Origin of the sequence: Roseomonas aeriglobus (assembly GCA_016937575.1) — a bacterium.
Lineage (GTDB): Bacteria > Pseudomonadota > Alphaproteobacteria > Sphingomonadales > Sphingomonadaceae > Sphingomonas > Sphingomonas aerigloba.
The window spans coordinates 1,302,191-1,328,057 of record JAFHKN010000002.1; the positions used below are offsets into that span (position 1 = coordinate 1,302,191).

General features: G+C 66.2%; 30 protein-coding genes and 1 tRNA gene. 11 read left to right on the forward strand and 20 right to left on the reverse strand.

Annotation, left to right across the window (positions count from 1 at the left end; genetic code table 11):
- Nucleotides 1–75: 75 nt before the first annotated feature.
- The gene (gene dksA / locus JW805_06700) at nucleotides 76–531 is read left to right on the forward strand and encodes an RNA polymerase-binding protein DksA (GenBank protein MBN2971704.1); all 456 of its coding nucleotides are present in this window, start codon (nucleotides 76–78) and stop codon (nucleotides 529–531) included.
- 98 nt (nucleotides 532–629) lie between these two features.
- On the forward strand, nucleotides 630–1,007 hold the full coding sequence (locus tag JW805_06705; protein ID MBN2971705.1) for a hypothetical protein: 378 nt from the start codon (nucleotides 630–632) through the stop codon (nucleotides 1,005–1,007).
- 113 nt (nucleotides 1,008–1,120) lie between these two features.
- Here the strand turns inward: JW805_06705 and JW805_06710 are convergent, their stop codons facing one another.
- Nucleotides 1,121–1,276: a YdcH family protein gene (locus JW805_06710; GenBank protein MBN2971706.1), complete on the reverse strand. Its 156-nt coding sequence runs from the start codon at nucleotides 1,274–1,276 to the stop codon at nucleotides 1,121–1,123.
- Nucleotides 1,277–1,416: 140 nt separating this feature from the next.
- Here JW805_06710 and JW805_06715 point away from each other — a divergent pair, with 140 nt between their 5' ends.
- Together JW805_06715 and JW805_06720 are read left to right on the forward strand one after the other, a co-directional pair.
- Complete coding sequence (locus JW805_06715) at nucleotides 1,417–1,614, forward strand: DUF465 domain-containing protein (GenBank protein ID MBN2971707.1); 198 nt, start codon at nucleotides 1,417–1,419, stop codon at nucleotides 1,612–1,614.
- Between the two features lie 160 nt (nucleotides 1,615–1,774).
- Complete coding sequence (locus JW805_06720; GenBank protein MBN2971708.1) at nucleotides 1,775–2,239, forward strand: DUF1465 family protein; 465 nt, start codon at nucleotides 1,775–1,777, stop codon at nucleotides 2,237–2,239.
- A gap of 63 nt (nucleotides 2,240–2,302) precedes the next feature.
- Here the strand turns inward: JW805_06720 and JW805_06725 are convergent, their stop codons facing one another.
- Nucleotides 2,303–3,262: a nitronate monooxygenase gene (locus tag JW805_06725; protein ID MBN2971709.1), complete on the reverse strand. Its 960-nt coding sequence runs from the start codon at nucleotides 3,260–3,262 to the stop codon at nucleotides 2,303–2,305.
- A 142-nt stretch (nucleotides 3,263–3,404) separates the two neighbouring features.
- Between JW805_06725 and JW805_06730 the strand changes: the two genes are divergently transcribed.
- Nucleotides 3,405–5,993, forward strand: coding sequence for a M1 family metallopeptidase (locus JW805_06730; protein MBN2971710.1), 2,589 nt, complete (start codon nucleotides 3,405–3,407; stop codon nucleotides 5,991–5,993).
- 62 nt (nucleotides 5,994–6,055) lie between these two features.
- Here JW805_06730 and JW805_06735 read toward each other — a convergent pair whose 3' ends face one another.
- Both JW805_06735 and JW805_06740 read right to left on the reverse strand, forming a co-directional pair.
- Nucleotides 6,056–6,931 (reverse strand): alpha/beta hydrolase, encoded by an 876-nt coding sequence (locus JW805_06735; GenBank protein ID MBN2971711.1) that lies wholly within the window; start codon nucleotides 6,929–6,931, stop codon nucleotides 6,056–6,058.
- A gap of 44 nt (nucleotides 6,932–6,975) precedes the next feature.
- Nucleotides 6,976–7,518 (reverse strand): GAF domain-containing protein, encoded by a 543-nt coding sequence (locus tag JW805_06740; protein ID MBN2971712.1) that lies wholly within the window; start codon nucleotides 7,516–7,518, stop codon nucleotides 6,976–6,978.
- 127 nt (nucleotides 7,519–7,645) lie between these two features.
- On the opposite strand from JW805_06740, the gene parC reads away from it, so the two are divergent.
- Together parC and JW805_06750 are read left to right on the forward strand one after the other, a co-directional pair.
- Nucleotides 7,646–9,880: a DNA topoisomerase IV subunit A gene (parC, locus tag JW805_06745; GenBank protein ID MBN2971713.1), complete on the forward strand. Its 2,235-nt coding sequence runs from the start codon at nucleotides 7,646–7,648 to the stop codon at nucleotides 9,878–9,880.
- Between the two features lie 55 nt (nucleotides 9,881–9,935).
- The gene (locus tag JW805_06750) at nucleotides 9,936–11,651 is read left to right on the forward strand and encodes a bifunctional diguanylate cyclase/phosphodiesterase (GenBank protein ID MBN2971714.1); all 1,716 of its coding nucleotides are present in this window, start codon (nucleotides 9,936–9,938) and stop codon (nucleotides 11,649–11,651) included.
- Here the strand turns inward: JW805_06750 and JW805_06755 are convergent.
- From JW805_06755 to JW805_06800, 10 genes are all read right to left on the reverse strand, one after another.
- The gene (locus JW805_06755; protein MBN2971715.1) at nucleotides 11,591–12,802 is read right to left on the reverse strand and encodes a CCA tRNA nucleotidyltransferase; all 1,212 of its coding nucleotides are present in this window, start codon (nucleotides 12,800–12,802) and stop codon (nucleotides 11,591–11,593) included. The two genes, JW805_06750 and JW805_06755, sit on opposite strands and share 61 nt — an antisense overlap.
- Nucleotides 12,796–13,392 (reverse strand): CoA pyrophosphatase, encoded by a 597-nt coding sequence (locus JW805_06760; protein MBN2971716.1) that lies wholly within the window; start codon nucleotides 13,390–13,392, stop codon nucleotides 12,796–12,798. Before JW805_06760 ends, JW805_06755 begins: the two co-directional genes overlap by 7 nt.
- Nucleotides 13,389–13,940, reverse strand: a complete 552-nt coding sequence (locus JW805_06765) for a DUF1285 domain-containing protein (protein ID MBN2971717.1) — start codon at nucleotides 13,938–13,940, stop codon at nucleotides 13,389–13,391. Before JW805_06765 ends, JW805_06760 begins: the two co-directional genes overlap by 4 nt.
- Nucleotides 13,941–14,122: 182 nt before the next feature.
- Nucleotides 14,123–14,398 carry a hypothetical protein gene (locus tag JW805_06770; protein ID MBN2971718.1) on the reverse strand — a complete coding sequence of 92 codons (276 nt, stop codon included), beginning with the start codon at nucleotides 14,396–14,398 and terminating at the stop codon, nucleotides 14,123–14,125.
- A gap of 37 nt (nucleotides 14,399–14,435) precedes the next feature.
- Nucleotides 14,436–14,645, reverse strand: a complete 210-nt coding sequence (locus tag JW805_06775) for a hypothetical protein (protein MBN2971719.1) — start codon at nucleotides 14,643–14,645, stop codon at nucleotides 14,436–14,438.
- 66 nt (nucleotides 14,646–14,711) lie between these two features.
- Nucleotides 14,712–15,962: an N-succinylarginine dihydrolase gene (locus JW805_06780; protein MBN2971720.1), complete on the reverse strand. Its 1,251-nt coding sequence runs from the start codon at nucleotides 15,960–15,962 to the stop codon at nucleotides 14,712–14,714.
- The gene (locus JW805_06785) at nucleotides 15,962–16,960 is read right to left on the reverse strand and encodes an arginine N-succinyltransferase (protein MBN2971721.1); all 999 of its coding nucleotides are present in this window, start codon (nucleotides 16,958–16,960) and stop codon (nucleotides 15,962–15,964) included. The genes JW805_06780 and JW805_06785 overlap by 1 nt, the downstream gene beginning before the upstream one ends.
- On the reverse strand, nucleotides 16,957–18,162 hold the full coding sequence (locus JW805_06790; GenBank protein ID MBN2971722.1) for a hydrolase: 1,206 nt from the start codon (nucleotides 18,160–18,162) through the stop codon (nucleotides 16,957–16,959). Before JW805_06790 ends, JW805_06785 begins: the two co-directional genes overlap by 4 nt.
- A gap of 73 nt (nucleotides 18,163–18,235) precedes the next feature.
- Nucleotides 18,236–19,165: a DUF481 domain-containing protein gene (locus tag JW805_06795; protein MBN2971723.1), complete on the reverse strand. Its 930-nt coding sequence runs from the start codon at nucleotides 19,163–19,165 to the stop codon at nucleotides 18,236–18,238.
- Nucleotides 19,166–19,196: 31 nt separating this feature from the next.
- A complete protein-coding gene (locus tag JW805_06800) occupies nucleotides 19,197–19,688 on the reverse strand; it encodes an RNA pyrophosphohydrolase (protein MBN2971724.1) in 492 nt (163 codons plus the stop codon).
- A gap of 27 nt (nucleotides 19,689–19,715) precedes the next feature.
- Between JW805_06800 and JW805_06805 the strand changes: the two genes are divergently transcribed.
- On the forward strand, nucleotides 19,716–20,624 hold the full coding sequence (locus JW805_06805) for a histone deacetylase (protein MBN2971725.1): 909 nt from the start codon (nucleotides 19,716–19,718) through the stop codon (nucleotides 20,622–20,624).
- An 8-nt stretch (nucleotides 20,625–20,632) separates the two neighbouring features.
- Here JW805_06805 and JW805_06810 read toward each other — a convergent pair.
- Nucleotides 20,633–20,709 (reverse strand) — tRNA-Arg (locus JW805_06810).
- Nucleotides 20,710–20,767: 58 nt separating this feature from the next.
- Here JW805_06810 and JW805_06815 point away from each other — a divergent pair.
- Nucleotides 20,768–21,514, forward strand: a complete 747-nt coding sequence (locus JW805_06815) for a queuosine precursor transporter (protein ID MBN2971726.1) — start codon at nucleotides 20,768–20,770, stop codon at nucleotides 21,512–21,514.
- On the opposite strand, the gene JW805_06820 is transcribed toward JW805_06815, so the two are convergent.
- The 3 genes from JW805_06820 to purS are packed head-to-tail and all read right to left on the reverse strand — an operon-like array spanning nucleotide 21,498 to nucleotide 22,830.
- On the reverse strand, nucleotides 21,498–21,935 hold the full coding sequence (locus tag JW805_06820; GenBank protein ID MBN2971727.1) for a GFA family protein: 438 nt from the start codon (nucleotides 21,933–21,935) through the stop codon (nucleotides 21,498–21,500). The two genes, JW805_06815 and JW805_06820, sit on opposite strands and share 17 nt — an antisense overlap.
- Nucleotides 21,932–22,600, reverse strand: a complete 669-nt coding sequence (purQ, locus tag JW805_06825) for a phosphoribosylformylglycinamidine synthase subunit PurQ (GenBank protein ID MBN2971728.1) — start codon at nucleotides 22,598–22,600, stop codon at nucleotides 21,932–21,934. The genes JW805_06820 and purQ overlap by 4 nt, the downstream gene beginning before the upstream one ends.
- Nucleotides 22,597–22,830 carry a phosphoribosylformylglycinamidine synthase subunit PurS gene (gene purS, locus JW805_06830; protein ID MBN2971729.1) on the reverse strand — a complete coding sequence of 78 codons (234 nt, stop codon included), beginning with the start codon at nucleotides 22,828–22,830 and terminating at the stop codon, nucleotides 22,597–22,599. The genes purQ and purS overlap by 4 nt, the downstream gene beginning before the upstream one ends.
- A 28-nt stretch (nucleotides 22,831–22,858) precedes the next feature.
- On the opposite strand from purS, the gene JW805_06835 reads away from it, so the two are divergent.
- On the forward strand, nucleotides 22,859–23,122 hold the full coding sequence (locus tag JW805_06835; GenBank protein ID MBN2971730.1) for a hypothetical protein: 264 nt from the start codon (nucleotides 22,859–22,861) through the stop codon (nucleotides 23,120–23,122).
- 72 nt (nucleotides 23,123–23,194) lie between these two features.
- Here the strand turns inward: JW805_06835 and JW805_06840 are convergent, their stop codons facing one another.
- A complete protein-coding gene (locus JW805_06840) occupies nucleotides 23,195–23,977 on the reverse strand; it encodes a phosphoribosylaminoimidazolesuccinocarboxamide synthase (GenBank protein MBN2971731.1) in 783 nt (260 codons plus the stop codon).
- Between the two features lie 260 nt (nucleotides 23,978–24,237).
- Here JW805_06840 and JW805_06845 point away from each other — a divergent pair, with 260 nt between their 5' ends.
- On the forward strand, nucleotides 24,238–25,209 hold the full coding sequence (locus JW805_06845; protein MBN2971732.1) for an SDR family NAD(P)-dependent oxidoreductase: 972 nt from the start codon (nucleotides 24,238–24,240) through the stop codon (nucleotides 25,207–25,209).
- On the opposite strand, the gene JW805_06850 is transcribed toward JW805_06845, so the two are convergent.
- The gene (locus JW805_06850) at nucleotides 25,169–25,747 is read right to left on the reverse strand and encodes an alpha-ketoglutarate-dependent dioxygenase AlkB (GenBank protein ID MBN2971733.1); all 579 of its coding nucleotides are present in this window, start codon (nucleotides 25,745–25,747) and stop codon (nucleotides 25,169–25,171) included. The two genes, JW805_06845 and JW805_06850, sit on opposite strands and share 41 nt — an antisense overlap.
- Between the last annotated feature and the right edge of the window lie 120 nt (nucleotides 25,748–25,867).

Below are 25,867 nucleotides of genomic sequence, written 5' to 3' on the forward strand. Positions count from 1 at the left end.
ATAGGCGGCGCGGGCACAATGAAGCGGTCTTTCGAGAGACGCGATCTCCCGACAGAACCGAAGTGGAGAGTGGGGATGGCTACGGTTCTCGAGACGTCGGGCGACATTCCGTTTCCGGCGAACGACACAGGCGACGGATATCGGCCCAGCGCCGATGAACCCTTCATGAATCCGCGCCAGCAGGACTATTTCCGCGCCAAGTTGAATGCGTGGAAGGACGCGATCTATCGCGAGGCCGCCGGTACGCTCACACAATTGCAGACCGATTCGCTGCGCGAATCCGACATTGCCGATCGCGCGACCAGCGAAACCGACTGGGGCATCGAACTGCGCACCCGCGACCGCCAGCGCAAGCTGATCGCCAAGATCGACGCGGCGCTGCGCCGGATCGACGAGGGCGAATACGGCTATTGCGAAGTGACCGGGGAGCCGATCCCGCTCGGTCGACTCGAAGCCCGTCCGACCGCGACGATGACCGTCGAGGCCCAGGAGCGGCACGAGCGCAACGAGCGTGTCTCGCGCGAGGACTGACGCGGTTCAGCGGTTCCGTGCCGGCGTTTACGAAGTGGCAAGATTCGGCGTGATCTAATCGCGTCGCGCATACGATCTTCCACTCGGCCGGGACGATGATGGACCAGTTTTCCTCTTCAGGCGAATTTGCCGGCCTCGATGCCGCATCCGGAGCGGCCGCTGGCCGCGACGGCGGGCGCGACAGCCTGCTGCTGGTCGCACCGCTCAAGCTCGCGTCGATGGCAGTGCCCGTCACCGTGCGTATCCGCAATCTGTCGAGCGGGGGCCTGATGGCCGAATATGCCGGCCGGGCGGACATCGGCGATGCGGCGGAAGTCGACGTGCGTGGCGTCGGGCTGGTCGCGGGTCGGGTCGCCTGGGTCGCGGAGGGCCGGATGGGCATCGCCTTCGACAAGGAGATCGACCCCAAGAAGGCGCGCAAGCCAGTGGCGGTCCCCTCGCGCAGGGCGGCCGCGGTCAAACGCGGAATCCTGTAGCGTCGTCAGGGGCGGCGGTTTCGCCACCGCGGCCGCCCGGGCCTCACCCCATACGAAAAAGCCCGGCGCTGCAGTCGCCGGGCTTCGCCGTGTCTAGCGATCCTGCTGCGGGATCAGCTGTTCGCCATTTCTTCCTTGAGGCGCAGCTTCCGCTTCTTCAGTTCGGCGATGGCTGCCTGGTCCGGCGCCGGTCGTCCCTGCTCGTCTGCGATCCGGGCGTCGAGCGAAGCATGCTTGGCTTCGAGCGCCGTATAATGCGCGGTCTGCATGGATTGTTCTCTCCTTGCTTTCAGTTGCGGGAGGATGAGTAGACCATGGATCGCAGCGCTTGTCGCGGGGCGTTTTGGATGCAATCGGTGACGCGTGCGGTTTTGCGTGACGAAACGTGCGTGAGCGAAGGGTGGGGTCGATGGACGAGGCCGAGGTTCGGCAGAAACTGGCGGCATTGAAGGTCGAGCATCGCGACCTGGATGCCGCGGCCGAGGCGCTGCTGTGCCAGACCGCGCCCGATCAGCTGCTGATCGCGCGGCTGAAGAAGCGCAAGCTGTTGCTGAAGGACGAAATGGCGCAGCTGGAAGACATGTTGATTCCCGACATCATCGCCTGACGAGCGGACAGCGCCGTGACGTGGACGGTAAACGGGTCGTTAGCTTCGCAAGTGATCGCGCCGGATCGGGACACCCTGTCGGTGCGTTAACCCAAAATCGGTCTTGGCGTGCCGAGTCGCGTCATGGCACGTGTTCCGCACAGGGGACAGGGAGTAGCAGATGCGCGACGCGCCGCATTCGAGGATGCATCGCCGGCTGATCGATTCGCTTTACGTCGAATCGATGCTGCTGGCCGACGAGGCGCGCGGCTATTTCGACGAAGCCGGGCGCGCCGACCGCGAGTCGCTCGATGCGTTGTCGCGGGTGCTGTTCTCGTGCGAATCGATGAAGGTCACGACGCGGCTGATGCACGTCATCGCCTGGCTGCTCACCCAGCGCGCGGTGGCGAACGGGGAATTGCGGGTGGCCGATGCACTCGATCCCTCGCGCCGGCTGGGCGATGCGCCGCTGACCGACGAGGGGGCGATCACGATGCTGCCCGATACGGCGCGTATCCTGATCGGCGCGAGTATCGACCTCCATCGCCGGGTCGGGCGGTTCGACGTCGCGCAAGCGCGTCCGCGGATGGTCGAAAGCCCGGTGCGCTCGATACAGGATCGACTGGCGCTGGCGCTGGCGAGTTGAGAGCAGGTTCAGCTCCGCCTGATCCGCCGTCATCCCCGCGGATGCGGGGATGAGGATAGAGCCTCAAGCCCCCAGGCGCGCCCGCGCCGCCGCATATTCGCGCGCCAGCTTTGCGACATAGTCTCCGGCCGGCATCACCGCATCGACCGCGCCGATGCCCTGGCCCGATCCCCAGATATCGCGCCACGCCTTGGCCTTCGACCCGTCGTTACCGCCGAAGTTCATCGTCTTCAGGTCGCCCTCGGGCAAATTATCGGGATCGAGCCCGGCGGCCTCGATCGAGCCGCGCAGATAGTTGCCGTGGACGCCGGTGAACAGGTTCGAATAGACGATATCGCTCGCCCGCCCCGCGACGATCCCCTGCTTGTAGGCATCGACGGCATTGGCTTCCGCCGTCGCGATGAAGGGCGAGCCGATATAGGCGAGGTCCGCGCCCATCGCCTGCGCCGCGAGCACCGCGTCGCCGGTCGCGATCGAGCCCGACAGCGCGAGCGGTCCGTCGAACCACTGCCGGATTTCTTGAACGATGGCGAAGGGCGACAGCCGCCCGGCATGGCCGCCGGCGCCGGTCGCGACCGCGATCAGCCCGTCGGCGCCTTTCTCCACCGCCTTGCGCGCGAAGCGGTCGTCGATGACGTCGTGCAGTGTGATTCCGCCCCAGCCCTGGACCGCGGTGTTCAGATCCTCGCGCGCGCCCAGCGAGGTGATGATGATCGGCACCTGCCACTTCGCACAGGTCGCGAGATCCGCCTCAAGCCGGTCATTCGACTTGTGGACGATCTGGTTGACCGCGAACGGGGCGGCCGGCGCGTCGGGATTGTCGCGATTCCACGCCGCGAGCTCTTCGGTGATCCGGTGAAGCCACTCGTCGAGCAACGCTTGCGGGCGTGCGTTGAGTGCGGGGAAGCTACCGACGATGCCCGCCTTGCACTGGGCGATGACCAGGTCGGGGTTCGAAATGATGAACAGCGGCGAGCCGATGACGGGAAGCCGAAGGCGATCGAACAGGGGGGGTAGAGCCATGATCCGTTTTCTGCCGCAACCCAAATGGGCTGTCCAGCCGACCCTGTGTGCGCTTCGTGAGATCGTCGGCGCGGGGCGGTTGCGCCGTGCGGCCGGCGGGCGCACAGACCGGCTCATCGAATAAATGCCCCGGAGTGTCGGAATGAAGCGCCTTGCCACTGCCCTGTTGTTGATGACCGTTTCGACGCCCGCGCTCGCGCAGGGGCAGCTGCCGAAGACGGTCGTGCCGGTCAGCTATGACATCCGCGTCGAGCCCGATGCGGGCGCGATGACCTTCACCGGCAGCGAGACGGTAAACGTCCGCGTGACCGCACCGACCAAGACGATCGTGCTGAACGCGGCCGACCTGAATGTGACGCTGGCCAGCGTCGATGGCGTGCAAGTCAAGCCGGTGCTGAATGCCGAAGCGCAGACGCTGACGCTCAACCTCGCCAAGCCGTTGACCGCGGGCAATCACCGCGTCGCCTTTGTCTGGTCGGGCAAGATCAACACTTCGGCTGCCGGACTTTTCGCAATCGATTACACGAATCCGGACGGCAGCAAGGCGCGGATGCTCGCCACCCAGTTCGAGGCACCCGACGCGCGCCGCTTCGCACCGATGTGGGACGAGCCGGCGTTCAAGGCGAAGTTCACCTTGTCGGCCGTCGCGCCGAAGGGCCAGACGGCGTTCTCCAACATGCCGGCGAAGGTCACGAAGCTCAGCGGCGACAAGCAGCTGTACAGCTTCGCCGAGAGCCCGATCATGTCGAGCTACCTACTGTACCTCGGCATGGGGGATGTCGAGCGCAAGACGGTGATGGCCGGCAAGACTGAGATCGGCGTGATCACCCGCCGTGGCGTCATCGACCAGGCCGATTATGCGCTGGCCGCCGCCAAGCGCCTGCTACCCTATTACGAGGCGTATTTCGGCCAACCCTATCCGCTGCCCAAGATGGACATGATCGCCGGCCCCGGATCGTCGCAATTCTTCGGCGCGATGGAGAATTGGGGCGCGATCTTCTATTTCGAACCCGAACTGCTGTTCGATGCCAAGCGCGCGACGGTCGGCAACCAGCAGAGGATCTATTCTGTCATCGCGCATGAGATGGCCCATCAGTGGTTCGGCAACCTCGTCACCATGCGCTGGTGGGACGATCTGTGGTTGAACGAAGGCTTCGCCAGCTGGATGGAAGGCAAGGCGACCAACGATCTCAACCCGCAGTGGATCTATCGCGCGCTGACCGTCGCGACCGAGCGGGAAGCGGCGATGCGGGCCGATGCGACCGCGGCGACGCATCCGGTCATCCGCAAGGTGACGACGGTCGACCAGATCGGCGAAGCGTTCGACACGATCACCTATCAGAAGGGTCAGGCCGTCATCGACATGTTGGAGAGCACCGTCGGCGAGGCGAAGTTCCGCGACGGCGTGCGGCGCTACATGGCGAAGTATAAATATGGCAACACCGTCACCGATCAGCTGTGGGCCGAGATTTCGGCCGCCGCGGGCCGCGACGTCGCGCCGTTCATGCGCGACTTCACGTTGCAGGGCGGGGTACCGTTGATCAGCGTCACCACGGGCGGCTGCACGGGCGGTCGCGCGAACGTGACGTTCCGCCAGACCCGCTTCGGGCTCGACGCGGCGTCGAAGGCGCCGCAGACCTGGCGCGTGCCGGTCACCTGGACGACGCTGGGCGGCGGCCAGCAGGGCAGTGGGGCGAAGGAAGTCCGCGGCGCCACCCCGCAGACTGCGACGGCCGCGTGCGGGCCCGTCTTCGTCAACCCCGGCATGGGCGGCTATTATCGCACGCGCTACGATGGGGCTGGTCATGACGCCATCGTGAAGACCTTCGGCACCCTGCCAGTGGCGGACCAGGTCGGCTTCATGGGCGATGATCTGGCGCTCGGGTTCAGCGGTGACCAGGATCTGGCACTCTATTTCCAAACCCTGGGTGCGGTCACCACCAATGCCGATCCGCTGGTCTGGACGATGGCGGCCGGTCAGCTCGCGCGGCTGTCGGCGCTCTACGAAGGTACGCCGCTCGGCGAGCGGATGCAGGCCAGGACACTCCAGATCCTCGCGCCCGCGCTCGATCGCTATGGCCTCGAGCCCAAGCGCGACGACGACGCGCAGGTGACGAACCTGCGCGAGCAGCTGGTGTCGATGCTGGGCGGGGCGGGCGATCCGCGCGTGGTCGAGCGCGCGCGCAAATATTTCGCGGCCGTTCGTCGCGATTCCTCGGCGATCCCGCCGGCGATCCGCGCGCCGATGCTTGGGACGTTCGCGCATAACGCCACGCCCGAGGACTGGGACGCGCTGCTCGCCGCCGCGCGGGCGGAAACCAACCCGGTGGTCAAGAACAACTATATCAACCTGTTGGGTATCGCGAAGGACGACGCACTGGCGCGCCGGGCGCTCGATCTGGTCAAGACATCGGACTTCACCGACCAGCAGAAGGTCAGCCTGCTCGCCACCATCGCTCGCGAGCATCCCGACATGGCGTTCGATTTCGCGACGGCGAATGCAGCGACGATCAACGCCATGCTGGAGACGAGTTCGCGCTCGAGCTTCATCGTCCAGCTGGGCGGCGGGTCGAACGATCCGGCGATGCCGGGAAAGATTACCGCCTGGGCGGAGAAGAACCTGCCCGCCGCCTCCCGCGCGCCGGCGCAGCGTACGGTGAACGCGATCAGGAATCGCGCGGTGTTTGCGGATCGCTTGCGCCCGGCGGTGACGCGCTGGGCGGGGATGTAAGGAGCGATCCGCTCTACGTCGTCATCCCCGCCTTCGCGGGGATGACGGTGGCGGGGGGGGTGTCACCGCCGCGCGAACGCCTGCGCGATCAGACGCTTCGTCTCCGCCCAGGCAGCGCTCTCCGGCGCGACCAGTTCGACATGGCCGGTGGCGGGGACCGTGTGCAGCACCGCCCGGTCCCCCTTGGCCTGCGCGGCAGCGATATAGTCGGTCGCCATGCGATATGGGATGATCTTGTCCTCGCGTCCGTTCACCAGGTCCTGTCGGACCCCCAGCGGGAAAAGGCGGGGAACGGACGTATCGGCGTAGGGATCGGCGCGACCCGTGCCGACCAGCTGCGCGACCACGTCCGTGCCGCAACCATTGTCCGGGCTGGCGGCGGTCGCCTCCAGATCGGGCAGCCCGCCCAGGCTGACGACGGTGTCGATCGGTTGCGACCGCACGGTACGCAACACGCTATCCTTCGGCAGCTTCGGCCGGGCCGCCAGCCACAGCGCCAGATGCCCGCCCGCCGAATGGCCGACCGCGACGATGCGGCGTGTGTCGAGTCCGAAGCGCTTCGCTTCACGCGACAATCGGTCTGCGGCCATGGCGGCATCGGCAAAAGTGCCAGGATAGCCGCCGCCCGCCCGGTCCACGCCGCGATAATCGATGTTCCAAACCGCATAGCCATCGCGGCGCAAGTCGTCGGCGATCCAGTTCATCAGGCTGCGATCGGCGATCGACGTCTGCCAGCATCCGCCGTGGACCATCAGCACGGTCTTGTACGGTGGCCTGGAGCCTTTCGGCAGCCACACGTCGACCTTCTGCATCGAATCCGGGCCATAGGCGACGGTGGCATCGGGTTCGGGTTTGGGGCGTTTGGCCAGATCGGGCCAGGTGAGGAGATCGCCGGTCATGAGCGTAAGGCTAGCGGCGAGCAGGGCGTGAAGAAACATGGCGGGAGCCTAGCGAAAACATAGGTCTCGCGAAAAGGGGCGTGTCAGCCTGCGTTCGGCATCGTCGGGCGCATCGGGACGCCGGCGGCGCGGTCGCGCGCGCGGCTCGCGTTGCGCCGCCCCTCGAGCAGTTCGACCACCTGCGCGGCGAAACTCGACAATTGGCGCTTGTCACGCTCGCTCAGCCCGTCGGCGCGGGGAGTGGGATCGAAAATGCAGACCGTCCCCAGCCGCGCACGGTTGAGTGCCTTGATCGGCGCAGCGGCGTAGAAGCGGACCCCGCCGTCGGTCAGGACATGGGGGTTGGTCCGGAACAGCGGATGCAGCCGGGCGTCGGGCACTACCGTCACATCGTCGCTGTCGAGAATGTGGGTGCAGAAGGATTGGGCCCGCTGGACGGCATTTCTTTCGACGCCGTAACGCGCCTTGTACCATTGACGCTCTTCATCGATGAACGAGACGATGGCGCTGCGCACGGCGAACGTCGTTGCGATCCGACGGGCCAGATCGTCGAACGCCGGCTCGGCGCCGGTGTCGAGCACGTCATACCCCTTGAGCGTCGCGATGCGGACCGCTTCGGTGACCATCCTCTTTCTCCCTGGGATCGCGATTTTATCGAAAATAGCTTACAAATCTATGAGCATGGCAATGATTTTTACGACCGTTATGGTGGCTTTGCGTCGCTGAGCGCGCCCTGCTAACGCTTGCCGTCGCATGGCAACCCTACCCGTCGACCCCATCATCGATGCTCCCTTCGATAGCGCGCTGAGCGAGCGTTACCTCGTCTACGCCCTGTCGACGATCACGGCGCGATCGCTACCGGACGTGCGCGACGGGCTGAAGCCTGTGCACCGTCGCCTGTTATGGGCGATGCGGCTGCTGCGGCTCGACCCGGCAAGCGGCTACAAGAAGTGCGCGCGCGTCGTCGGCGACGTCATCGGCAAATATCATCCGCACGGCGATCAGTCGGTCTATGACGCGATGGTCCGCCTCGCGCAGACGTTTGCGCTGCGCTATCCGCTGGTCGACGGGCAAGGCAACTTCGGCAATATCGACGGTGATAACGCCGCGGCCTATCGCTATACCGAGGCGCGGCTGACGCAGGTTGCGATCGACCTGATGGCGGGCCTGGACGAGGACGCCACCGATTTTCGCCCGACCTATAACGGCGAGGAGCAGGAGCCGGAGCTGTTCCCAGGCCTGTTCCCCAACCTGCTGGCGAATGGCGCGGCCGGCATTGCCGTCGGCATGGCGACGAGCATCCCGCCGCACAATGCTGCGGAGCTGATCGACGCGGCGGTGGCATTGATCGACAATCCGCAGGCCAACGTCCTCGATCATGTGAAGGGCCCGGACTTTCCGACCGGCGGCCTGGTTGTCGACAGCCCCGCGGCAATCGCAGAAGCCTATGCCACCGGCCGCGGCGGTTTTCGCGTGCGCGCGCGAATCGCCGTCGAGCGTGAAAAGGGCGGCGGCTGGTATCTGGTGGTCAGCGAAATCCCCTACGGCGTGCAGAAGGGCAAGCTGATCGAGGGCATCGCTGCGCTCATCAACGAAAAGAAATTGCCGATCCTCGGCGACGTCCGCGACGAGAGCGACGAGGAAGTGCGCATCGTCATCGAACCGCGCGCCCGCACGGTAGACCCGGAAACGCTGACCGAGAGCCTGTATCGCCTGACCGACCTCGAAACGCGGGTGCCGCTCAACCTCAACGTGCTCGACAAGACGCGCACGCCGCGGGTGATGTCGCTCAGCGAGGCACTGTCGGCTTGGGTCGAACATCAGTTCGTCGTGCTGCGTCGCCGGTCCGAACACCGATTGCAGAAGATCGCCGATCGTCTGGAATTGCTGGGCGGTTACATCATCGCCTACCTCAACCTCGACCGCGTGATCGAGATCATCCGGACCGAGGACGAACCCAAGCCGGTGATGATGGCTGAATTCGCGCTGACCGATCGGCAGGCCGAAGCGATCCTCAACATGCGGCTGCGCAGCTTGCGCAAGCTAGAGGAGATGGAACTGGTCCGCGAGCGCGATGCGCTGACGAAGGAACAGGGCGAGCTGCAGACCCTGTTGTCGTCCGACGCGCGCCAGCGGACGCGGTTGAAGCGCGACCTCGGCAAGATACACGACCGGTATGGACCGGAAACCGCACTGGGCGCGCGGCGGACGACGATTGCGGAGGCCGCCCCGACGCGGATCATCCCGCTCGAGGCGATGATCGAACGCGAGCCGATCACCGTCATCCTGTCTCAACGTGGCTGGATCCGCGCGATGAAGGGGCATGTCGATCTGGCGTCGGCGGAGACCATGAAATTCAAGGAGGGCGATGGCCCCGCCTTCGCCTTTCACGCGCAGACGACCGACAAGCTGCTGCTCGCGGCGGCGACGGGGCGGTTCTATACCTTGGCCGCCGACAAGCTGCCGGGCGGTCGCGGATTCGGCGAGCCGGTGCGGCTGATGATCGACCTGGACGGCAGCGTACAGATCATCGCCTTCCTGCGTGCATCGTCGGCGGAGCGGCTGCTGATTGCGGCCACCGACGGGCGCGGCTTCCTGATCAAGACCGCCGACACGATCGCCGAGACGCGCAAGGGCAAGACGGTGATGACACCGCGCACCGGCGCGATGCTGTCGCTGGTGAAGCCCGTCCATCCTGACGACGATTACGTCGCGGCGATCGGCGACAATCGCAAGATGCTCGTCTTCCCGATCAGCGAACTGGCCGAGCTGTCACGCGGGCAGGGCGTGCAACTGCAGCGCTACCGCGACGGCGGCTTGTCCGATGCGATCACCTTCCGGTTCGACAAGGGACTGACGTGGGCGATGGGCGGCGATGCCGGGCGCATGCGGACCGAAAGCGACCTGACGCCGTGGCGCGCGGCGCGCGGCGCGGCGGGGCGCATGCCGCCGACGGGCTTCCCCCGCGACAACCGGTTTCAAACTTGATCCACTTTGGCCTGCTTTAGGGCGCCTTAACTAGTCAGGGTTAGTCCGGCGGGCGATGCTCTTCCGCAAGGCGCGTGCGCCCAGCCTTTCCGATGCCGTGCCAGCGCCTGACGCCGGGGCGTCGACCTGTGCACAGGGCCCGGCATGGCCGCCAGATTGCATCGATCTTTCCCCCGTTCCCGTCGCGATCGTCAGCTTTCGCGGGGGCGCCGTGACCTTCGACGCGGTCAATCGTCGCTTTCGCCAGGCCGGGCTGGGTGCGGTCGCCGCCGAATCGCCGGTCGTTCAACTGCTGGGCGGCCGGATCGCCGCCTTTCTCGAATCGGATGCGCTCGAACAAGAATTCAGCTGGCAGTTCGGCGAGGCGATCGATGCCCGTTACTTCCGCGTAATGCTCGCTCGCCGCGCGACTGCGCGGGGGACGGGACGCTGCCTGATCAGTCTGGTCGACCAGACGCCCGAGCAACGCACGGAAACCAGCCTGCGCCGCGAGATGCAGTCCGACAGCCTGACCGGACTGCCGAACCGGGCTGGCTTCGAGGATCTGATCGACAGCCATGTAACCACGGCGAACGCCCGATCGCACGCGGTGATGATCGTGAACCTTGCGCGGTTCAGTCGCGTCAATGCCTGCATGGGCTCGCTGGCCGGCGACGAATTGCTCATCTCGGTCGCGCGCCGGATCAAGGGCGCCTTGCGCGGGCGCGACATGCTGGCGCGAATCGGCGGCGACGAATTCGCGGTGCTTATCGAAACCGACGATGCGATGTCGGATGCGATGAACGTCGCGCGCCGGTTCCATGCCGCACTCTCAACCCCGTTCCGCCTGTCGGACTTTGAAATTCGCGTCGACTGCTCGATCGGCATCGCACTGGGCGTCGATGAGATCGTCGCGCCCGAGGACCTGATCCGCCACGCGCAATTCGCGGTGAAGCGCGCGAAGCAGACCGGACAGGTCGAGGTGTACAGTCGGACGTCCTACGACGTCGTTCGCACGCAGTTCGGGATCGAAACGCGGCTGCGGCGCGCGATCGAGAATGGCGAGATGACGCTCGCCTTCCAGCCGATCTGCGATCTGTCGACCGGGCGCATCGTATCGTTCGAATCGCTCGCGCGCTGGTCGCCCGACGGCGTTGCGATCTCGCCGAGCGAATTCATCCCGGTGGCGGAGGAAAGCGGGCTGATCCTTCCGCTCGGTCGCTGGGCGGCGGACGCCGCGGCGCAGGCGATTGCCGATTGGGATCATCGGGCGGGGCGGCACTGCGGGGTCAACGTCGCGGTCAACGTGTCCGCGATCCAGCTCCAGCGCGACGACGTGCCGATGATGGTACGGCGCGCACTCGACACGCACGGTGTCGACGGCAACCGCTTCACGCTGGAACTGACCGAAAGCGCGATCATCGGCGATCACGACCGGATTTCGGACACGCTGAAGGCGTTGAAGGAGCTGGATACCCGGCTGGCCATGGACGATTTCGGCACCGGCTATTCCAACCTGGCGTATCTCCAGCGCCTGCCGATCGACGTCCTGAAGATCGACCGTAGCTTCATCTCCGGCATGCTTGCCGATCGCGACAAGGTGGCGATCGTCCGCGCGATCCTGAGCCTCGCGCAGGCGCTGGGCATGAAGACGACTGCGGAAGGGGTGGAAAGCAACGAACTGGCCCAGACGCTGGCGGCGCTCGGTTGCACCTACGGCCAGGGCTTCCTCTACTCGCGCCCGGTCGACAGCGATGAGGCGTTCCGGTTGCTCGCCGCCGACAAGGCGTGAGCGACCGCGGCATCGACGATCGCATCGACGTCGTCGGGGAAACCTTCGGCGATCCACCGATCCTCGATCGCGCGTAACGTGCGGGCAACGTCGGGCCCCTTGCCGATACCGCGCGCAACGATCGCGCCGCCCGATACGGGCAGCCGCGGCGGCATCCATTCAGTCGGGAAGCGCGCATCGGCGCCCGCCAGCAGCAGCCGGTCGCGCGCGCTCTCAAGACCGACGCGATAGGCGAGCGCGCGCGGGCCTTCGTCACCGGCGCCCAGGCCGGCCGCCTCCAGCCGCTTGCGCTCCGCATTCGACAGCTTCAGTCGTGCGCCGACCTCGATCGCCGCGTCAGGGCCGATCAGGGCCGCGAGGCGGCGGATCGAATCGGCGCCGATGCCCTGTGCCGCCTCGGCATCGGCGAGCGCTGCCAGGCGGGCGACACCGGCTTGGCCGATTTCGGGCAGAACGGGGCGGAAGATACCACGGTCGAGCATCAGCCGCACGACCCGCACCGCGTCGCGCGCGACGAGCAACTTCAGCACTTCGTCGCGGATACGTTCGCGCGACAGCGCCATCAGATCGTTGGCGCGCTCGGTGCAGGCGTCCAGCCCCTCTGCGTCGGGGGTGTCGCCGAAGCGGGCGAGAAAGCGGAAGAAGCGCAGAATGCGGAGATGATCCTCGGCAATCCGCTGGCGCGCGTCGCCGATGAAGCGGATATGGCGTGCCTTCAGGTCGGCGAGACCGCCGAAATAATCGAACACCTCGCCCGTCTGTGGATCGGCGTAGAGTGCGTTCATCGTGAAGTCGCGGCGGGCGGCATCCTCGCGCCAGTCGTCGGTAAAGGCGACGACCGCGTGGCGACCGTCGGTCGAGACGTCGCGGCGCAGCGTCGTGACCTCGACCGGACCGCTTGCGATGACCGCAGTGATCGTGCCGTGAGCGAGGCCCGTCGGCACTGCCTTGATCCTTGCGCGGCGGAGCGCGTGCATCACCTGCTCCGGATCATGCCGTGTCGCGATATCGAGATCCGCCACCGGCAGGCCGAGCAGAGCGTCGCGCACAGCGCCGCCGACGAAGCGCGCATCCTGGCCACCGCCGAGCGCGTCGATCAGCGTGTCGAGCCCGGCGCGCTGGCGCCAGTCGGTGGGGGGAAGGGTCACCATTTCAGTTGCTTCGACAGATTGACGAGCATCGCCGCGGTCGCGCCCCAGATGGTCTCGCCCTGCCAGTCGATGCGAATGTAATGCCGCTCGCGCCCTTTCCACATCGCGGTTTCCGCGTGGTGGTTGGCAGGATCGAGGACATAGGCGAGCGGCGCTTCGAACACGGCGGCAACTTCGGCCTCCGACGGTCTCAGCGGCAGGTCGGGAGGGATGACGCCGATGACGGGAGTCACGCTGTATCCGGTGCCGGTGCGGTACGGCGCAACGGCACCGACGACCGTCACCATATCGGGGGGCAGGTCGATCTCCTCACGTGCTTCGCGCACTGCCGCGGCAACGGCATCCGCATCCTCCGGGTCGATCCGGCCGCCGGGGAACGCCACCTGCCCCGCATGTGCGCGCAGCGTTTCGGTCCGGCGGGTGAACAGAACACCCGGTTCGGCTCGGTCGGTCACGGCGACCAGCACCGCGGCCTGGGTCGCGGGTGGTGCACCCTCCAGTTCGAGGGCGCTCAGGTCGCCGGTCAGCAATTCGAGCGCATCGCGGGACCCCGCGTCGAGCGCGGCCCGGAGCCGATCGGCAAGCGTCATGCGGGTTCCAGTGGGAAGAAAGCGCCGTCGCTCCACACGCCCGGTGGCGTATCTCCGCCCTCGAGCGCGAGGTTGGCGAGATCATAATAGAGCGGCCGGGCGATCAGCGCATCGAGCCCGCCCCGGATGCGGACGTACGGATGAGGGCCGTCCGCCTTAGTGTCAAATCGCAGCGGGTGGTCGGGCCCCGCGATGACCAGGTCGCCGACGTTGGTCTGGAAGGCGATCCGCCCGTCCGCCACCTTCATCTTCACTGCGACGAAAGGCGCGTCGTCGACCGTGATGTCGAGCTTTTCGGCAGGGTTGACCAGCACATAGCCGCCGTCCGCTTCGCGCCGCAGGATCGTCGCGAACTTGCGGACCATGTCCCTGCGCCCGATCGGCGAGCCCTGATGATACCATTGCCCGTCGCTGGCGATCCGCATCTCGCTGTCGCCGCAATGGCTCGGGTGCCATTTTTCGACCGGGGCGGCAGATTGTGCGGCGATTTGGGCGACGACCTCGTCCATCGACAGCGTGTCGAGATCGGGGAGCGGCGGCATCGGCATGCCCTCCCTTTGGCAAGCTATCGCGGAAGAGGGAAGGGGCAGCGTTCCAAACCACCCGCCGGTCGCGCTGCACCTGTCCGATCCGGTCCTGCGCGGTTGCCGCAGCCGGGCAGCCGCAGGGCGCTTGGATTAGGCGCGCGCGTCGACGCGCTGGGCACGAACGACCAATGGGGAACCGTGGCTTAAATCTCGTACTCCGGGCGCCATTGCGGTTCTTCATACGCGGGACGTCGAGCGCCGGGTTGGCGGGAAACCATCTTCGAATAGAGCGCCTTCACCGTATTGCTGCCCGTGCGCTCGAAGAAATTGGGCAGGATCGCATGGACCATGCAGGCGAGGCCACCGGCGATCATCTTCGTGCCGAAGCTCGATGCGACGCCGAAATGCTCGACATAGGTCTCGCCGACGCTTTCGGGATGCGCGCGAAACCAGCGGTGCAGAATGCCGTCCTTTGCCATGTATCAGGCATAGCCCAGAAGGCGTGCGAACGAAACCTCAGTCGCGTTCCAGCGAGTCGAGAATTCTCCCGCCGGCCATGAAGACGGCGATCGGGCAGACCGCGAACAACATCCAGCCGCCGACGCCGGGATAGGCGTCGAGGTAGCGCACCCCGCGTTCGACCGCGCCGACGCCGAGGCCGTAGATTACGAGAAACGCCTCGAACTTGGTCTTGATCGTGAAAAGGCGGGTGACGCGGGACCACATGGTCGAGCAGGACGCAAAGACCGGGCCAACCGCTGAAATCCGTTAATCCGGCGTGAAGCGACGTGGTTAACTGTCAAGTAATCCGACAGTGTCGAGCGTCTCGAACAGTGCGCGGCGGGCATCCTCGATCTGACGGACGAGCGCCGGGTCGCCGATCGCGTCGTGCGGGATCGCCTCCGGCCACAGGGTCCGCACCACGTCGGCAATGCGGTCGAGCTTGGCAGCATCGACCAGAAAACGCGGATCGACGGTTGCGGGGTCGGCGACGACGCGCAGACGCAGACAGGCGGGGCCGCCACCGTTCGCCATCGATTCGCGAACGTCGACCACCTCGACCCGACGGATCGGGCCATTGCCCGCCAGATGCGCCTGCAGCCACGCCCAGACGGACGGCGTATCGCGCGCCTCGCCAGGGACGATCAATGCCATGCTGCCGCCCGGCAAGGTCACCAGTTGCGCGTTGAAAAGATAGGAAGAGATCGCGTCGACCAGGCTGACCGCGGCAGCCGGCACCTCGACGATCTCGACCTCGGGCAGGCGGGTGCGCAGATCGGCATATAGCCGCTCGCGGTCCTCGAACGCCTGTTCGTGCGCGAACAGCACGCGTTCGTTGGCCACGGCGACGACGTCGTTGTGGAACGCCCCGGCTGCGATCGCGGCATCGGATTGGCGAGCGAAGATGGCGTCGGCAACGCCGTGACGACGCGCAATGGCTTCGCTCGCGTCGCGGTGCTGGCGCGCGGGAAAGGGACCGCCGGCGACGCCGTAGACGAAGACCTCGACGCCAGGCGCGCCATGCTCGGCGCACAGCCGCATGTGATTGGCGGCGCCTTCGTCCCCAAACGGCGGCGGGACGGGTGCGTGGACCGCGAAGGCGGGGTCGGCGAATGCCATCCGCAGCTGCGCCAGGGTCGCCGGCCATTCGTGGCTGCGATGCGGCATGGTGCCTAGGTTGGCGACGCTCAGGTGGCAGCGCCCGTCTGCAGTATCGGGCGCGGGCGACACCGTCGCCGCATTTGCCGCCCACATTGCCGATGCGGACAGCGCCTGCGCCCGAAGATGCGCGGGCGCGCCGGCAAAATCGGTCGCAAGGCTTCCTAGCCAGCGGTGGTCGGGCCGCGGGTGGGGCAGCAGGATGCCCTGGGTCAGCCCGAGCGCGAGGTTCGCCCGCATCTTTTCGATGCCTTGCAACGCCGCGGCGCGCGGGTGGGCGGTGGCACCCGCATTTTTGGTCGCGGCGAGGTTGCCGGGGCTCAGTCCCGCATAATTGTGGCTCGGCCCGACGATCCCGTCGAAGTTGATCTCGACCAGAGCCATCAGCGCTCGACCTGCGTGAGGACGTCACCCACCGACACGCCGAGCGCCGCGGCACTCGCCTGATCGATCGTACCGTCGCCGACCTCGCCCAGCGTCACGCGGAAATCGCGCAGGCGTCCGGTGGCGATCAGCGAAGGCTCGCCGCCTTCGGCGACACCGGTAAGCTCGAAATCGCGCGCCTCGCGCACCGTTTTCACGCTGTCGATGCGCGCCGTCATCGTCGGGCCCCCATCGAAGATGTCGATGTAATTCTCGAACGCAAAGCCTTCATTTTCCAGCATCCGCATCGCCGCGCGCCCCGACGGGTGGGGCAGGCCGATGACGCTGCGCGCGCTTTCGGGCAACATCGCGACATAGACCGGATGCTTGGGCATCAGGTCGGCGATGAACTGGTTGCCGTGGATCGCGTTGAACTGGTCCGCCTCCTGGAAATTCATGCCGAAGAATCGCCCGGCGACGCCGTCCCAGAAAGGGGACCCGCCGGCTTCGTCGATGATTCCGCGCAACTCCGCCAGGACACGGTCGCCGAAGCGCCGGCGGTGGTTGCGGATGAACAGATAACGGCTGCGCGCAAGCAGTAGGCCGAGGCCGCCGGCGCGCTCGCCCGGGTGCAGGAACAGCCCGCCGACTTCGCTCGCGCCGCCCAGGTCGTTGACCAGGTTCAGGATTTCCGCGCTGAACGTGCGGCCGAGTTCCTCGCTGCGCTTCGTGATCGTGCCGATGCGGTAGCTGTAGAAGGGCCAGCGCTGGCCGACCTGCGGGAAGATCTGGCAGGTGCCGCGGACATCGCCGGTTTCGAGATTTTCGAGGACCAGGACGAACAGCTCATCCTCGATGGTGTCGCCGTCGCGGTCGAAAGCAGCGTGGCTACGATCGAGCTTTGCCCGCAGTGCTGCCTTTTCCGGCGGTAGGTTGGTGAAGCCCCCTCCGGTCAGCTTCGCCATTTCGTAAAGCGGTTGCAGGTCGGAATCGCGCGCGGCGCGGATGACGAAACTCACGAAAGGCCCCCCTCAAGGATTCGCATGATGGTGACCGCTGACAGCCCGGCGCGTTCGGTCAGGCTGTCGGGGATCAGGAATTCGTCCGCCGAATGGATCGCGCCCCCGCGCGGCCCCATGGTGTCGACGACCGGAACGCCGCAGGCGGCGATGTTGTTGCCGTCGCACACCCCGCCGGTCGCGCTCCAGCCGATCGGGATGCCCAGGTCGGCGCCGGTCGCGCGGACGAGGCCGAACAGCCGTTCCGCCTGTGGGTCGATCGGCTTGGGCGGGCGGTTGAAGCTGCCGTGCACCTCGATTGCGACGGCGTGCTCTGCGGCGACCGCGGCGACCGCTTGCTCGAGATGTGTGCGCGCGCGCGCTACGTCCGTGGGTAGGGCGGGGCGGAAATTCACGCGAAGGATGGCGAGGTCGGGCACGACGTTGTTCGGCCCGCCGCCGTCGATCCGTGCCGGATTGACCGACAGGCCGGGGCCGTGAACCGCCTTCAACCGCAGCGCGAGCGCTGCCGCGGCGACGATCGCGTTGCGGCCGTCGTCGGGGTTGCGCCCGGCGTGCGCGCTTCTACCGCGGACGACCAGCGAGAAATTCCCTGTGCCCGCGCGCGCGCCGGCCAGGCCACCGTCGGCCAAGGCGGGTTCGTAGGTGAGTGCGGCGACCTTGCCGTGCGCCAGCTCGGCGATAAGCGCGGAGGACGAAAAACTCCCGGTTTCCTCGTCCGAGTTGATCAGCACGTCATAGCCGAAGGCCCCCGCGCCGGGGCTCCCCTCGACCGCTTCGAGGGCCGCGAGCATGACGGCAAGCCCGCCCTTCATGTCCGCCACGCCCGGGCCGTTGATCCGGCCGTCGGGCAGTTCGGCGATCGTCTGGAACGGGTGATCGAGCGGATAGACCGTGTCCATGTGGCCGGTGAACAGCATCCGCACCGCCGCGTCGGGACGGACGCGCAGGACGAGATGGCGGCCGTGCGCGACCGGCTCGGCGCGACCATCGGTGGTAACGCGCTCGGCCGGTGCAGGCTCGACCAGCGTGATCGCGCCGGGCAATGCGGAGAAAGCGTCCGCCAGCATCCCGGCTACGGTGGCGAGGCCGCGCAAATTCCCGGTGCCGCTGTTCACCGCGCTCCACGCCAGCGTGCGCTCCAGCATCGGCGAGGCGCCGGCCCGCGCGACGGCGGCGGCTTCGGTGGCGGTCAATGGCATGGCCGCAGTCTAGCCCAGATCAGGGTAGGGACCGCAACCCCTGGTTACAAATGTTACCAAATCGGTTCTGGCGTCAGAAGGAATAGACCAGCGACGCGCGGCTGGTCGTGTCGGTGTTGACGCGACGCACCGGGGGACGACTTTCATAGTTGACCGAGTACGACATCGACGCCGACAGCGGGCCGAACAGCTTGGCCGCGAGCGCGGTACGGCTGACCAGCGTCGAGTTCAAGTTTTGGAAATAGGCGGACGCATCCTGGCTGAGCGTCACGCCACTCGCCAGCCGCCAGTCGAAGTCGAGATTGCCGCGCGCGCCCAGTTCGTTCTCGATTGATTGATCGGTGAACGCGGTGCGCCGGAACGACGGGCCCAGTTCGACGTCCAGCGTCACGCGCGGCGACCGGATCGCGGTATAACCCGCACCCGCCGATGCCGAATAGCGCGAGAAATAGCCGAGGAACTTGTCCGCCTCATATTGCGCGGCGCCATAGGCATAGAGCCGGTCGTTGATCTTGTAGTTGGGCTCATACGCGGCGAGATAATGTTCGCGCGTGGTGATGCCCACGCTCTCCTGATATTCGGCGAGCAGGCGCAGCTTGTGACGCCACTGAAAGCCCTCGCGCTTGACGTCGGCGGCCAATGTCAGGCCGACGTTGCTGGTGTTGCCGGTGGTGTAGAAGCCCCCCAGCTCGACGCGCCCGCGCACTAGGTCGAAGAAGCCCGAATCCTGCAGCGTCCTGGTCGCCGCTGCGCTCCGGGCGTCCTTCCACGCGCCGGCGATCCGGCGGATCGCCTCGGCGCTTTCCGGTGCGGCAGAGGCGGCATATTTGGCGATCGTCTGCACCTCCGCCTCGCTGCCCGATGTCATCGCCGCATCGAGCATCGCCTTGATCGGATCGGGGATCGAGGCCGGCGTCGCCTGCGCGGGCGTGCTCGTCGGCGCGGGCGGAGTATCGACGTTCGCGAGCAGCAGCGGCGAGAGGAGGAACAGGGCGGCGCGCATAGGTCGACCCTTTACCAAAAGCGGGACCGATTTACGGCTTCGGCTGGGCGTGACGGCGGAGCGGCTCGTCGAAGGCGGCGAGCACCGCTTCATAGAGGGAGCGCTTGAACGGGACGATCATCGCCGGCAACTCCGCGGGGTCGGCCCACTTCCATGCGCGGAATTCGGGATGCGCGGTCTGGATGTTCACGTCCGCGTCCGCGCCCGAAAAGGCAAACAGGAACCAGCGCTGGCGCTGCCCGCGCCACTTGCCCTGCCAGAGCTTGCCGATCAATTCCTCGGGCAGATCATACTGCAGTTCCTCCGGCGCCTCGGCGACCAGTGTCAGATGCTCTGGCGCAATTCCCGTCTCTTCCCCGACTTCGCGGATCGCGGCCTGTAGCGCGTCCTCGCCCGGATCGATCCCGCCCTGCGGCATCTGCCATGCCTCCAGCGTCGAATCGAGCCGCTGTCCGACGAACACTTTGCCGTCGCGGTTGAGGATCATCACGCCGGCGCAGGGGCGATAGGGCAGGTCGTTCATCGGTGTCTCCGGCTGGCGAGCGGATCGGTGGGCGCCTACCTAGGCGGCGTGATCGCCGTCGTCCATCATCCCGACTATGTCGCGCCCACCTTGCGCGGCTCCGGCCCGACCAAGAATGCTGCCGTCCGTGACCTGTTGCTGGCCAGCAACGCCGCGCTCGACTGGCATACGCCGGATCCGATGCCGCGTCGCTGGGTGGAGGCGGTGCACGACACCGATTACGTGGCGGAGGTCGCCGCGGCACGCGTTCCTGCGGTGAAAGAACGTCGCATCGGTTTCCCAATCACGCCGCTCGTGGCACGGCGCGCCTTCGTGGTGCCCGGCGGCACCTATCTCGCAGCGCTGCTGGCCGAAGAGCGCGGCTTTGCGGCCAACACCGCGGGCGGGAGCCATCATGCGCTTGCCGACACGGGCGCGGGCTATTGCGTGTTCAACGACCTCGCCATCGCCGCGATACGGCTGGCCGAGGAAGGACGACGCGTGCTGATCGTCGACTGCGACGTTCATCAGGGCGACGGCACCGCCAGTCTGACTGCCGGCCGCACCGATATCGCGACCTATTCGATTCATGCCGAAAAGAACTTTCCCGCGCGAAAAGCGCGATCGACGGTCGATGTCGGCCTGCCGGACGGTGTGGACGACGACGGGTATATGGCCGAACTCGAAACGACGTTGTTGCCGCTCGTCGCGGACTTCGCGCCCGATCTGATCCTCTATCAGGCGGGGGTCGATCCCTGGACAGGCGACCGGCTCGGCCGCCTGGCGCTGAGCCGCGAGGGGCTGGTGAGACGCGATCGTTGGATTGCGACACTGGCGCGTGACCGCGGCCTTCCGATCGCAAGCGCGCTGGGCGGCGGATATGGCACCGACATGATGGAGGTTGCCGACCGCCACGTCACGTCGATCCTGACGCTTGGCGCGGTTGCCACGACGTGAACGGGAATTGGCGCGCCCGGAGGGATTCGAACCCCCGACCGAGGAGGTAGAAGCTCCTTGCTCTATCCAGCTGAGCTACGGGCGCGCACGTGGACGCGTTAGCGCGGATTGATCGGTCGCGAAACGGGGATCATAAGGCCGGCATGGATCAGGGTGGGGATCAGCCGCAGCGCGTCAGTGCGCGTGAAGTGAGGCGCGGGGACTTCCGCTATTTCGACATCGTCATGGTCGCGTTCGTCGTGATCCTGCTGTTGTCGAACCTGATCGGTGCATCGAAGCGTGCAGAACTGGACCTGCCCGTTATCGGCATGTGGTCGTTCGGGGCGGGCGTTTTCTTCTTCCCGGTCAGCTACATCGTCGGCGACGTCCTGACCGAGGTCTACGGTTACGCCCGCGCGCGACGCGTCATCTGGATGGGGTTCGGCGCGCTCGTCTTCATGGCATTCATGGCCTGGGTCATCGTCTCGCTGCCGCCCGCGCGCAGCTGGCCGGGGCAGGCGGCGTATGAGTCGGTCTTCGGCAACACATGGCGAATCGTCGGCGCGTCCATGACCGCGTTCTGGGCAGGCGAATTTGCCAACAGCGTCGTGCTCGCGCGGATGAAGGTACTGACCAGGGGGCGGTATCTTTGGATGCGCACGATCGGGTCGACGATCGTCGGACAGGGGCTCGACAGTCTGCTGTTCTATCCGCTCGCCTTTGCCGGGACGGCCGGGTGGACGACCGACGCGATCATCCAGGTCGTCCTGAGCCAGTTCTTCCTGAAGACCGCATGGGAGGCGCTTCTGACGCCGTTCACCTATGCTGTGGTCAACTTCCTAAAGCGGCGCGAGGGCATCGACGTGTTCGACGACACGACCGACTTCACGCCGTTCAAGGCGAAGGTGTGACGGGTGCAGGTGGCTGCCCGGCGAGCGACGGCTTGCTATGGTCTATCGGTGCCCATGCCGGGGCGGCTTCCGTCCAGATCGTGATTTCCGGCGGGTAAAGGTTCGGATCGTCTAGCGTTCCTATCCGCAGAACATAAAGATGTTCGCGTACTTCCGCATAGCCTCCAACAGGCGTGCCGCACGTTGGGCAGAATTGACGATGCAGGACGTTGCCCGAGTCCGCGACCGAGGAATAGCTGCTCAACGCCCCCTCGATCTGCAATGCAGCGCGGGGAACGATGATATTCGCTGTGGCGCTGCCCGCGCCAAGGTACTGGCATAGTCGGCACCAGCATTGACGGGTCGTAACGGGCTTGGCGGTCAGAATGTAGCGGACGGCGCCGCACAGACAGCCGCCGGTGACGGCCGCCGCGCCCGTCATGCGTTGACCGCGGCCAGCAGCCCTTCGAACATCCGGCGCCCATCGGCGCCGCCATGCGCGGCTTCGATCTTGCGTTCGGGGTGCGGCATCATACCAAGCACATTGCCGGCCGCATTCAGAATGCCGGCGATGTTGCGGGCCGAGCCGTTGACGTTTTCGTCATAGCGGAATGCGACACGACCTTCGCCTTCGAGGCGATCGAGCGTCTCGGTGTCGGCGAAGTAATTGCCGTCGTGATGCGCGACCGGCACCGACAGCGTTTCGCCATTCGTATACTGGCTGGTGAAGATACTCTGGCTGTTCTCCACCGTGAGCGCCACGTCGCGGCAGACGAAGTCGAGCCCGGCATTGCGCATCAACGCGCCGGGCAGCAGCCCGCTTTCGGTCAGCACCTGGAAGCCGTTGCAGACGCCCAGCACCGGTACGCCGCGCTCGGCCGCCTTGATGACCGCGCCCATCACCGGCGAGCGCGCGGCGATCGCGCCGCAGCGCAGATAGTCGCCGTAGGAAAAGCCGCCGGGGATCGCGATCAGGTCGAGGCCCTCGGGCAAGTCGCTGTCGCCGTGCCACACCATGTGCGGCGCGCGACCGGTCACCTCGCGAATGGCCGTCGCCAGATCGCGGTCGCAGTTCGAGCCCGGAAAGACGACGACCGCCGCGCTCATGCGCCGCGCTCGATGCGATAGTTTTCGATGACCGTATTCGCCAGCAGCTTGCGGCACATATCGTCGATCGCCGCGTCGCTGGTGTCGTCGGCGACGTCGAGCTCGAAGATCTTGCCTGCGCGAACCTCGCCTACGCCGTCGAAACCGAGGCTGCCGAGCGCATGTTCGATCGCCTTGCCCTGCGGATCGAGCACGCCGGGCTTGAGCGTCACGACGATGCGAAGTTTCATCTGAACCTGGTTCCCCGGGCTGGTTGGGTTGGATGGCCGCGCCTATGCCCCCATGGGCGACGAGGGGCAAGGCTTCATCCCTCGTTTACGTTTTCGGAACACTTTCGGGCCGGCGGCGCATGTTGCGCGGGCGGGTGGAGTGGACACGATGGCGTATCTGGTGATGGTGATGTTCGTCGCGCTCGTAGGTTTCGGGCGGGACTATTTCCACTGGTCGGGGACGAATGTGGAATTAGCGCTGTTCGCGACGTTCGTGTTCGGCGTGATTTGCGGGTTCAAGGTCAAGGGGTAGAAGGCGCTACACCGTCGGACGACCCGGCGGGGCGGCGACCTGCCGTCGCTAAATCGCGCCCCACCCGATCTCTTATTTTCCGCGCCGCTTCCGATGGCTTTCCATGTCGAGCACGGCGGAGTCGCCTTCGCCCTCGGGCAGCAGGCCCAGGCGGCGGGCGACTTCCTGATATGCTTCGACCTCGCCGCCGAGATCGCGGCGGAAGCGGTCCTTGTCGAGCTTTTCGCCCGAGGTCATGTCCCACAGACGGCAGCCGTCCGGGCTGATTTCGTCGGCCAGAATGATCCGGCCATAGTCATTGTCCCAGATCCGGCCGAACTCGAGCTTGAAGTCGACCAGGCGGATGCCGATTCCGGCGAACAGGCCGGTCAGGAAATCGTTCACGCGGATGGCCATGTCGGCCATGTCGTGCAGTTCGTCCTGACTGGCCCAGCCGAAGCACAGGACATGCTCTTCGGAGATCATCGGATCGCCGAGCGCGTCGTCCTTGTAATAATATTCGATTATCGTGCGCGGCAGCGGCGTGCCTTCTTCGATTCCCAGGCGCTTGCTGAGCGAGCCGGCGGCAACATTGCGCACGACGACCTCGATCGGCACGATTTCCACCTGGCGAATGAGTTGTTCGCGCATGTTGAGACGGCGAATGAAGTGCGTCGGGATGCCGATCGCGCCGAGCAACGTGAATACATGCTCGGAGATACGATTGTTCAGCACGCCCTTGCCGCTGATCGTGCCCTTTTTCTGGGCGTTGAAGGCGGTCGCATCATCCTTGAAATACTGGATCAGCGTGCCGGGTTCGGGACCCTCGTACAGGATCTTTGCCTTGCCTTCGTAGATCTGGCGGCGACGGGCCATCGACAGTCCTTCAAATGCGTGCGCCCCGGCGGCGGGTGCAGCCGGGGCGGGATTGGCCGCGCCTATATCGGACGCGGGAGGCGGGTGCAATCGGCCGGGCAGCGTCCGCCTGTCCCACCGGTCGTCCGGAACCGGTCTCGCTGCGGGATGGTTCTGGCGTAAGTGGCGGAATTTGGCGGTAAAGTCCTGCCGCACCGGGAGCCTATCGAAATGCCTGATTTTACGTGCGCAGATTGCACCCGCAGATGACAAACCCTCGAATGAAGCCGCTCGCGGACCAGGTGATGGTCATAACCGGCGCGAGTTCGGGAATCGGCCTGGTAACCGCACGCATGGCGGCTGCCTGCGGCGCGCGGGTCATGCTGGTATCGCGTGACGCCGAGACGCTTGCACGGATTGCGTCTGAATTGGGCGAGCGTGCGGCGTTTGCCGTGGCCGATGTCGGTGACTGCAAGGCGGTGGAAGCCGCCGCACAGGCTGCGATCGAACGGTTCGGCCGGATCGACAGCTGGGTGAACGTTGCCGGTGTCACGATCTATGCCAAGCTGCTCGACACGCCGATGGACGAGCACGAACGCTTGTTTCGGACCAATTATTTCGGCGTTGTCCACGGCGCACTCGCGGCGATCCCACGATTGCGGAGGCAGGGCGGGGCGTTGATTACGGTCGGGTCGATCGTGGCCGATGTGCCGACGCCGGTGATGGGCGCCTATGCCGCGTCGAAACATGCGGTGAAAGGCTATATCGAATCCTTGCGGATCGAGGTGACCGGCGACGGGCTGCCGGTCGCGATCACGCTGATCAAGCCGTCGGGGATCGACACGCCGATCGCCGACCACGCCGCCAACCACCTCGACGGCGCCGCGCTGCTGCCGCCGCCGGTCTATGATCCGGTGTTGGTAGCGGAGGCCATCCTGGATGCTGCGGTTCACCCGCGGCGCGACGTGACTGTCGGTGGCGTGGGGCGTGCCGAAGTGCTTGCGGCGAACCATTTTCCCTGGGTGCTCGACTGGTTCGGCGGTGCGCTGGGTCGCGTGCTACGCGATCCGTCGCGGGACCCGTCGCCAGGCGACAATCTCGACCGCCCCTTGCGCAACGGTCTCGAGCGGTCGGCCGATCAGAGCGGGCGTCGGGTCAGCCTGTATCGGCACCGCGGCGCACTGGCGATCGGCGCGGTCGTCGCCGCCGGCATTATCGTCGCGCTGCGCCGGCGGCCAATGAGCGAAAGGTGATCGACCAGCGCGGCACGTCCATCGGGGCGATGCTGTGTTCCCAATTGTGACGGACGTCGCCCGACAGATGATAGACGGACCGCGGCGCTAGCGGCGCGGACGCCCGAGCGAAGCGTTTGCCATCCCGTTTCCGCAGGCGCAGCGTGGCCGGGGCGCCGAGCGAGATGCCGACGACATGCTCGAATACCGGCCGGTCGCGATGCCAGCCGATCCCGGCGCCGGGATCGTAGCGAATAAGGAGCGCCTGAACGAGATCGTCCTCGGCCAGACCGGCGAAAGCCGCGGCGCGGACTCGGACGGCTGTCAACCAATCCGGCATGGGGTCGGTCGGCGCGAAGCTGCCGGTCGCGAAGTCGTAGGACCAGCCGTAGGACGCGGTCAGTCGCTTGCCCGTCCATTGCTGGAAACGAAACGGCGTGAGTGGCGCCGCGTCGATGCCGGTAATGAGTTCGGCTTCTTCGGCGGGTGAGATCAGGTCGGGGACGTGGGCGAAGCCGGGGACGATCGGCGGCGCGAAAAGATCGAATTGAGACGCCATCTGAGGGATATAGGTGCCATCGAGCGGAAGACCATCGTACCTCGGCAAAGGTCGGGGCCAAGCTCCTCCAACCCATCGACGCCGCGCAACACAAGCGGTCCTCAGCCTGGACCCCGGCCT

Excerpts from the sequence above, each read along its gene's own strand:
- JW805_06715 (MBN2971707.1), top strand. The coding sequence starts at position 1,417 with ATGGACGAGGCCGAGGTTCGGCAGAAACTGGCGGCATTGAAGGTCGAG.
- JW805_06795 (MBN2971723.1), bottom strand. The coding sequence starts at position 19,165 with ATGCGCGCCGCCCTGTTCCTCCTCTCGCCGCTGCTGCTCGCGAACGTC.
- JW805_06705 (MBN2971705.1), top strand. The coding sequence starts at position 630 with ATGGACCAGTTTTCCTCTTCAGGCGAATTTGCCGGCCTCGATGCCGCA.
- JW805_06800 (MBN2971724.1), bottom strand. The coding sequence starts at position 19,688 with ATGAACGACCTGCCCTATCGCCCCTGCGCCGGCGTGATGATCCTCAAC.
- JW805_06730 (MBN2971710.1), top strand. The coding sequence starts at position 3,405 with ATGAAGCGCCTTGCCACTGCCCTGTTGTTGATGACCGTTTCGACGCCC.
- JW805_06845 (MBN2971732.1), top strand. The coding sequence starts at position 24,238 with ATGAAGCCGCTCGCGGACCAGGTGATGGTCATAACCGGCGCGAGTTCG.
- JW805_06725 (MBN2971709.1), bottom strand. The coding sequence starts at position 3,262 with ATGGCTCTACCCCCCCTGTTCGATCGCCTTCGGCTTCCCGTCATCGGC.
- JW805_06840 (MBN2971731.1), bottom strand. The coding sequence starts at position 23,977 with ATGGCCCGTCGCCGCCAGATCTACGAAGGCAAGGCAAAGATCCTGTAC.
- JW805_06770 (MBN2971718.1), bottom strand. The coding sequence starts at position 14,398 with ATGGCAAAGGACGGCATTCTGCACCGCTGGTTTCGCGCGCATCCCGAA.
- JW805_06720 (MBN2971708.1), top strand. The coding sequence starts at position 1,775 with ATGCGCGACGCGCCGCATTCGAGGATGCATCGCCGGCTGATCGATTCG.
- JW805_06790 (MBN2971722.1), bottom strand. The coding sequence starts at position 18,162 with ATGCCATTGACCGCCACCGAAGCCGCCGCCGTCGCGCGGGCCGGCGCC.
- JW805_06780 (MBN2971720.1), bottom strand. The coding sequence starts at position 15,962 with ATGGCTCTGGTCGAGATCAACTTCGACGGGATCGTCGGGCCGAGCCAC.
- JW805_06750 (MBN2971714.1), top strand. The coding sequence starts at position 9,936 with ATGCTCTTCCGCAAGGCGCGTGCGCCCAGCCTTTCCGATGCCGTGCCA.
- JW805_06820 (MBN2971727.1), bottom strand. The coding sequence starts at position 21,935 with ATGACGGGCGCGGCGGCCGTCACCGGCGGCTGTCTGTGCGGCGCCGTC.
- JW805_06755 (MBN2971715.1), bottom strand. The coding sequence starts at position 12,802 with ATGGTGACCCTTCCCCCCACCGACTGGCGCCAGCGCGCCGGGCTCGAC.
- JW805_06775 (MBN2971719.1), bottom strand. The coding sequence starts at position 14,645 with ATGTGGTCCCGCGTCACCCGCCTTTTCACGATCAAGACCAAGTTCGAG.
- purQ (MBN2971728.1), bottom strand. The coding sequence starts at position 22,600 with ATGAGCGCGGCGGTCGTCGTCTTTCCGGGCTCGAACTGCGACCGCGAT.
- JW805_06850 (MBN2971733.1), bottom strand. The coding sequence starts at position 25,747 with ATGGCGTCTCAATTCGATCTTTTCGCGCCGCCGATCGTCCCCGGCTTC.
- JW805_06710 (MBN2971706.1), bottom strand. The coding sequence starts at position 1,276 with ATGCAGACCGCGCATTATACGGCGCTCGAAGCCAAGCATGCTTCGCTC.
- parC (MBN2971713.1), top strand. The coding sequence starts at position 7,646 with ATGGCAACCCTACCCGTCGACCCCATCATCGATGCTCCCTTCGATAGC.
- purS (MBN2971729.1), bottom strand. The coding sequence starts at position 22,830 with ATGAAACTTCGCATCGTCGTGACGCTCAAGCCCGGCGTGCTCGATCCG.
- JW805_06735 (MBN2971711.1), bottom strand. The coding sequence starts at position 6,931 with ATGTTTCTTCACGCCCTGCTCGCCGCTAGCCTTACGCTCATGACCGGC.
- JW805_06765 (MBN2971717.1), bottom strand. The coding sequence starts at position 13,940 with ATGCCGATGCCGCCGCTCCCCGATCTCGACACGCTGTCGATGGACGAG.
- dksA (MBN2971704.1), top strand. The coding sequence starts at position 76 with ATGGCTACGGTTCTCGAGACGTCGGGCGACATTCCGTTTCCGGCGAAC.
- JW805_06740 (MBN2971712.1), bottom strand. The coding sequence starts at position 7,518 with ATGGTCACCGAAGCGGTCCGCATCGCGACGCTCAAGGGGTATGACGTG.
- JW805_06815 (MBN2971726.1), top strand. The coding sequence starts at position 20,768 with ATGGATCAGGGTGGGGATCAGCCGCAGCGCGTCAGTGCGCGTGAAGTG.
- JW805_06760 (MBN2971716.1), bottom strand. The coding sequence starts at position 13,392 with ATGACGCTTGCCGATCGGCTCCGGGCCGCGCTCGACGCGGGGTCCCGC.